9 protein-coding genes are annotated in these 5,372 nt (G+C 65.1%); 3 read left to right on the top strand and 6 right to left on the bottom strand.

Features of this window, described 5'->3' with window-relative positions:
- Positions 1 to 396: 396 nt before the first annotated feature.
- The 6 genes from HGO92_RS22845 to HGO92_RS22865 all read right to left on the bottom strand — a co-directional run bounded on the left by HGO92_RS22845 (position 397) and on the right by HGO92_RS22865 (position 3,994).
- A complete protein-coding gene (locus tag HGO92_RS22845; RefSeq protein ID WP_169998957.1) occupies positions 397 to 624 on the bottom strand; it encodes a hypothetical protein in 228 nt (75 codons plus the stop codon).
- Positions 625 to 707: 83 nt separating this feature from the next.
- Positions 708 to 1,637 (bottom strand): MinD/ParA family ATP-binding protein, encoded by a 930-nt coding sequence (locus HGO92_RS22850; RefSeq protein ID WP_346769077.1) that lies wholly within the window; start codon positions 1,635 to 1,637, stop codon positions 708 to 710.
- A 27-nt stretch (positions 1,638 to 1,664) separates the two neighbouring features.
- Positions 1,665 to 2,021: a hypothetical protein gene (locus tag HGO92_RS24620; RefSeq protein WP_346769078.1), complete on the bottom strand. Its 357-nt coding sequence runs from the start codon at positions 2,019 to 2,021 to the stop codon at positions 1,665 to 1,667.
- Between the two features lie 58 nt (positions 2,022 to 2,079).
- The gene (locus HGO92_RS22855) at positions 2,080 to 2,613 is read right to left on the bottom strand and encodes a hypothetical protein (protein ID WP_169998960.1); all 534 of its coding nucleotides are present in this window, start codon (positions 2,611 to 2,613) and stop codon (positions 2,080 to 2,082) included.
- Positions 2,614 to 2,626: 13 nt separating this feature from the next.
- Positions 2,627 to 3,688, bottom strand: a complete 1,062-nt coding sequence (locus HGO92_RS22860; RefSeq protein WP_169998963.1) for a CHAP domain-containing protein — start codon at positions 3,686 to 3,688, stop codon at positions 2,627 to 2,629.
- A gap of 21 nt (positions 3,689 to 3,709) precedes the next feature.
- Positions 3,710 to 3,994: a helix-turn-helix domain-containing protein gene (locus tag HGO92_RS22865; RefSeq protein ID WP_169998966.1), complete on the bottom strand. Its 285-nt coding sequence runs from the start codon at positions 3,992 to 3,994 to the stop codon at positions 3,710 to 3,712.
- Between the two features lie 115 nt (positions 3,995 to 4,109).
- Between HGO92_RS22865 and HGO92_RS22870 the strand changes: the two genes are divergently transcribed.
- From HGO92_RS22870 to HGO92_RS22880, 3 genes are read left to right on the top strand one after another with little or no spacing between them, the layout of a single operon-like run.
- The gene (locus HGO92_RS22870; protein WP_205834996.1) at positions 4,110 to 4,745 is read left to right on the top strand and encodes a DUF6668 family protein; all 636 of its coding nucleotides are present in this window, start codon (positions 4,110 to 4,112) and stop codon (positions 4,743 to 4,745) included.
- Positions 4,742 to 5,041 carry a hypothetical protein gene (locus HGO92_RS22875; protein WP_240974910.1) on the top strand — a complete coding sequence of 100 codons (300 nt, stop codon included), beginning with the start codon at positions 4,742 to 4,744 and terminating at the stop codon, positions 5,039 to 5,041. The genes HGO92_RS22870 and HGO92_RS22875 overlap by 4 nt, the downstream gene beginning before the upstream one ends.
- 17 nt (positions 5,042 to 5,058) lie before the next feature.
- Entirely contained in the window at positions 5,059 to 5,265 is a 207-nt protein-coding gene (locus tag HGO92_RS22880; RefSeq protein WP_169998971.1) for a hypothetical protein, read from the top strand.
- Positions 5,266 to 5,372: the final 107 nt, after the last annotated feature.

Genomic DNA, 5,372 nt, shown 5'->3' on the forward strand with positions numbered 1-5,372 from the left:
CTCATAGGACTATCTTCCCGCACCGCGGTCAAAGACAAACTGGACATGCTAAATGGATTCCTGATTCTCGCCCTACGTCATCGACTTGCTATGAGTTGCTGGCCTCAAACAACCCTGACACGTAGGGAAGCAAGAGCTCTCCACTCGGCCTGTGCCCGTTCACGAAGTGGCAGGGAAAGGAGGGAGGGCTGGGTTTCCGACACGCCGGTTCCGGCGGTTTCGGAAACATCGCCCACCGAAAAAAGGTGTGCGTGTATGATGGAACCAACTCCATATGGAGGAGGGCATGAAAATACCCTGTATCTGTATGACGCTCTTCACCGCACATCTTGGCGGAGACACGGTGTAGAGCTGAACAACTTCATATGAAGGCCCGCTTAGGCGGGCCTTCTCTATTTAACTGGCACGGCTAATAGGCAATGCCTCCTGACCGTGCAACGAGTTCACATCTATGGTCATCAGGTGTTCGTGCATTATCCGGGCAACGTAGTCGCTCACCGTGCTGCCTTCTGCCTCGGCAACGGAACGTAACTTGTTGGCATCTTGAACTGGCATGCGGGCACCAACGAGGTGGCGTTCGCCTTTGCTCCGGCGACCGCCACGACGATTTCCTGAAATAGCCATAAGAGCATTCAATCGGTTACAGTAACCAATCGCTGGGAACCTATACGGCGTGTCGGGGGACACGTGGCCAATAGGTTCATTCATTACAGGCCACCGGCTACTGCTGCGGCTGCGGCGAGCCATGCGCGTTGGGTTTCCGGTTTGAGCGCGGTGTAGCGGATCCGGCCGGCTTTGAGTGCCTGGTCGTAGGGGACGGTAACGACTTTTCGGACGAGGGAGCTGAAGCCGTCGGCGATGCGGCGGGCTTCGTCGCGGTCTTCGGGTTTCCACTGGGAGATGATGACGACGGCGTTCTCGGCCAGCCAGTTGCCGCGGCTGTCCCGGGCTGCGAGGGTTTGCAGTGTCAGTTTGGCGGCTTCGGCTCGGTCTTCCATGGTGGTTGTGGGGATGACGAGCTGATCGGTGTGGTTGATCATGGCCCGCCAGTTTGCAGCGCGTGCGGTGTTTCCGCTGTCCATGACGATCAGCCGGTAGTACTTCGCGGCGACGGCGTGGACGGCATCGACTTCGTGGCCTTGGATTTCGTGGTCGCCTTCATCGTTTTCGTCCGAGCGCAGCACATCGTATTTGTCCTCGGTCTGGTGGTGGACATAGTGCGCCAGCAGGCCGTTGTGCGCGCCGGGGGAGAGCAAGTCTTCCTGGTCCCGCAGCAGGTCGAGCACGCTCGAGGAGTGCGGGCCCTGCTCAGTGCGCCACCCGAGGGTGCCCTGGTTCTCGTTGTTATCCCACGCCAGGACACCTCCGCCGCCGTAACGGGCGAAGACCGCCGACAGGGCGGCGACCGTGGGGGTTTTGTTGGCTCCGCCTTTGCGGTTCACGACGGCGATGGTCCGGGCACCGGGCCAGTGCTGGCTCACGGCACGGATATCGGCGCGTTCGGCCAGCTCCGCCGCGGAGGGGCTGACCCTGATGCCCATCCGTGTCAGGACCCCGCGGATGCCCTGGCTGGCCGGCTGTACGGCAGGGTCACCGATCAGGAAGGAAGTGTCGCGCAGCCGCTGCCGCAACGGCACGACGGTGCCGGCCTCCTCGGTGCCCTCTTAGGCAGGAACATCGGCTGCCACGGTTGTCGGCTGGACAGGCGGGGCGCCTTCTTCTGGTTCTGTGGTGCGGGCGGGGTGTTTAGAGGTCTCGGTTGAGATTTCTTCGATGCTGCCGTCGGGGGAGAGGATCAGTTCGCCCTGGCCTTCGGGGCCGTCGGTAGTGACGCGGACGGGTCGGCCGAGGATTTCTGCCTGCCGGGTGATCAGGTCCAGGGCGTTCTTGCGCAGCAGGGTTTCGTTCTCTGCTTCCAACGGCCGGGAGTTGCCGGCAATGATGACTTCGCCGGTGCCGTTGGCGCGCACAATGGCCCGTACCTGCGGGAAGGCCGGGACTTCGGTGTTGCTGGGACTCATGGGGACTTCGCTTTCCTCGTGACTGGCGGTAGCGGGGGAGTGGCAGGGCAGGGGTTGTTCAGCCGGGCGGTCTCAGGCGGTTCACTTTCCAGGGCTCGTCCTGTCCCTGGCGCAGCAGCTGCAGCGTGTAGATGCCGGCGTCGGTAGGTACGGTCGCGGTCGCGCCGAAGCCGTTGGCCTGATCGGTGTCCAGCTCGACGTCGCCGGTGACCCGGGTGGCCGGGACCGTGGCAGGGTCCACGGCGGAGTAGTCGGCCGTAGCCTGCGGGGTGAGCCAGAGGGCAAGGTCGTTCGCCCACGACGCCGCGGGTTCGTTCGGGCGGGCGAAGTCGCGCATCGAGGCCCGCGCGGTTTCCCGGGCTGCTTCTTCGTCTCCTGGCAACCAGGCGGGGTTGGCCGGCACCGGCACAGTGGCCGGGGCGTGGGGTGAGTCGCCGGCGCTGGCCGATGCGGCCCCTGTTGGTTCCGGCGTGTGAGGGGTGGCAGCGGAGGCTGCGGCGCCGGCGCCTGTTCCGGTGCCGGCGCAGGCCGTGCAGGCCAGCAGCACGGCCGCAACGCTGGCCGTGCGCAGGCGCTTGGTGGCTCTTCTCATCGGTGCGTGCTCCTTATCCGGGGAAGTACAGGTAGTCGGCGGTAGCGGCGTCGATGGTGCGGGTGCCGTACCGGTGGTCATCCGGAGGCAGCTGGCCGTTGTACTCCTCGATGGTTACGGTGCCGTCGGAGTTGACGGCAAAGACGATGGCCACGTGGCCAAGGGGCCCGGTGCCGGCGGTGCCGGGTTCGAACCAGGCCACGGCCCCGGGCTCGGGGGTGGTGCCGGTGTCCCAGCCGTGGCGGTGCCAGGCGTCCTTCCAGGTTGCCGCGTTGCCCAGCGCCAGATCACTGTTGTGGTACTTCCACGGTGCTTCCGTCACGCCGGCCATGGCGTTCAGGCGCCAGAGGGCGAAGTCGGTGCATTCCCGGTGGTACATTCCCAGCGGGCTTTGCGCCCCTGCCGGGCAGGACCCGCCGATCACGCAGTACGGGGCATCCGGCCAGGGCAGGTCATCACCCTCCGCTGCCAGCTGCGGGCCGGATCCGAGGCAGTCACCCAGTTCCTCGGAGCCGGTGAGGGCACCGACGACCGTGACGGCGGGGTCCCAGTACTGTTCGTAGTGGTAGGGGTCGGCGTTGCGCTGCACTTTGGAGGCCGCGATGCTCGGTTCCAGGTCCTGCCAGCCGGGCACGTCCTGCAGGGCGGTGAAGAAGTTCGTTGCGCTGGTTCCCGGGTCCATCCGGTCCGCGTAGGTGCCCCAGGCGCCGTTGGCGCGCTGCTGAAACAGGCCGCGGGAATCCGGGCCGGCCGTATCGCCGCGGTCCAGGACTTTCAGGGAGGACTCGCCCATCGCGGTCATCACGCCGATACTTTGCCCGTGCAGGTCCAGGCCCGCGCTCTGGCCGGCCTCGATGATCAGGGCCGCGTTTTCGAGCTGTTCGCCGGAGTACCCGGCGACGGTACCGTCGGGGATGTCCGGGGTGCCGGGTTGCGGGCTGCCGGCGGGCACGCACCCGGCAGCGGACGCGGTGCCGCTGCCGGAGAAGAGCAGCGGGATGGCGAGCACCAGGGCGAAGACGGACAGCACAGCGGTCGCGCCGGCAGCGGCGGCACCGGTCGAGGCCTTGCCCATCAACCCTCCTGTGCGGGGCGCCTAGGTAGCGTCGTCCCCGCCGTCGTCCTCCACCAGGTCCGCGTCCTGACCGGCGGTGCCGGACGGGCGCGTCTGGTTGTGCTTGCTCATCAGGTAGTCCCGGACCTCATCGCGCAGGATGATCCAGGTCTTGCCCAGCTTGATGCCGGGCAGCTCCCCTGACTGCAGCCACCTGTACACCGTGACCCGGTTGTTGCCCAGGATCGCGGCCAGCTGGTCCACCGTCAGGTGCGTGGGAAGCCCTTCGAAGAGCTCGTCGATCCTGCTCATGTCGAGACCTTCCACACTGCACAATAATACACAGATATGAACGAATAGTTAACAATGTTGCACATATGCCCTCCCCAATGGTTCGATGTAAAACAGCTACAAGAATCATCCCTGATCCCCGAAGGTGCACATGAACGTCCGCAACGCCTGGATTGCAGCAACACTGCCGGGTGAACCCGCACCTGCGCTACCGGAACCCGCAGTTCCAGCGCTGCCGACCGTGACGGGAGCCGCCGGACCGCAGCAGGGCATGACCGGACCCGACTCGGCAGACCGGCTGCCCCGCAAAACGATGGGCAGAACGGCTGCAGTGTGGATCATCGGAACGCACGGCGGCGCCGGGGAAACGGCGCTGTCGCAGTTAATCGTTGAATCTCAGGCAGCTTCTCATAGTTGGCCTGTCAGCTCCATTCATGACGGAAACAAACCCCGGGTCCTGCTCGTCTGCCGCTCCCACATGACCGGCCTGAGAACAGCGCAGAAAGCGCTGACGGAATGGGCCTCGGGCACGTCACCACCCGTCGAACTGCTGGGCCTTGCCATCCTGGCGGACGCCCCCGGACGGCTCCCGAAACCCTTACGAGACTTCGCAGCCATCGTCTCCGGCGGCGCACCGCGCACCTGGCATCTGCCCTGGATCGAGGCCTGGCGGCTGGGGGAGCCGCCCACCACGATCCCGAAAGAACTCCGCACCTTCATCACCGACATCAACACCCTGCTGCCGCAACCGGCAGGCAGCCCGCCCGGATTGGAAAAGTCTCAATGATCTCCCCAGCCCCCAGCCTCCAAATCGCCGCCCTCGACATCATGAACAACGTCACCGTTCCCAACCCCGGCGGCGGCCAAGCACCCCCCGGCGCCGAAGGCTTCCTCACCATCCTCGGCTGGGCCGCCTGGATCGCCCTGGCACTCGGCGTCCTCGGCGTCATCATCGCCGGCATCACCATGATGATCCAGGTCCGCCGCGGCGAAGGAGGCGAAGGCCTCGCGAAACTCGGCTGGACCCTCGCCGGCTGCGTCATCGTCGTCGGCGCCTCAGGACTCGTCCAAGCATTCGTCTAGCCGGCCAGGAGGACCCCATGCCTGAAACCACCCAAGACGACAAAGAACAAAACCCCTTCACCCGACCCGGATTCATCATCTCCGCAGCCTTCCTCTTGGCAATCGTCGCTGCAGCGATCGTCCTTATCCTCTGGCCCGAATCCGATAAACCAACCGCGATCTCCACGCCTCAACAGACCAGTACAAGCACTTCGGCAGCCGATCTGCGCTCGTCAAGTTTTTGAGACAGTTCATCGTTGATTTTGGTTATGCGGCCAGGGGTTCCTGGTCGCGGGTTTGATGGGCGGCGAGGGCTGCCGCGGGGGCTTTACCGCCGGCTCTGGCGTTGGGC

Origin of the sequence: Crystallibacter degradans (genome assembly GCF_012952295.1) — a bacterium.
Classification (GTDB): domain Bacteria; phylum Actinomycetota; class Actinomycetes; order Actinomycetales; family Micrococcaceae; genus Crystallibacter; species Crystallibacter degradans.

Bases quoted from the DNA above. Each gene is read 5' to 3' on its own strand.
- HGO92_RS22880 (WP_169998971.1), top strand. From the start codon at position 5,059: ATGCCTGAAACCACCCAAGACGACAAAGAACAAAACCCCTTCACCCGA.
- HGO92_RS22860 (WP_169998963.1), bottom strand. From the start codon at position 3,688: ATGGGCAAGGCCTCGACCGGTGCCGCCGCTGCCGGCGCGACCGCTGTG.
- HGO92_RS24620 (WP_346769078.1), bottom strand. From the start codon at position 2,021: ATGAGTCCCAGCAACACCGAAGTCCCGGCCTTCCCGCAGGTACGGGCC.
- HGO92_RS22875 (WP_240974910.1), top strand. From the start codon at position 4,742: ATGATCTCCCCAGCCCCCAGCCTCCAAATCGCCGCCCTCGACATCATG.
- HGO92_RS22845 (WP_169998957.1), bottom strand. From the start codon at position 624: ATGGCTATTTCAGGAAATCGTCGTGGCGGTCGCCGGAGCAAAGGCGAA.
- HGO92_RS22855 (WP_169998960.1), bottom strand. From the start codon at position 2,613: ATGAGAAGAGCCACCAAGCGCCTGCGCACGGCCAGCGTTGCGGCCGTG.
- HGO92_RS22870 (WP_205834996.1), top strand. From the start codon at position 4,110: ATGAACGTCCGCAACGCCTGGATTGCAGCAACACTGCCGGGTGAACCC.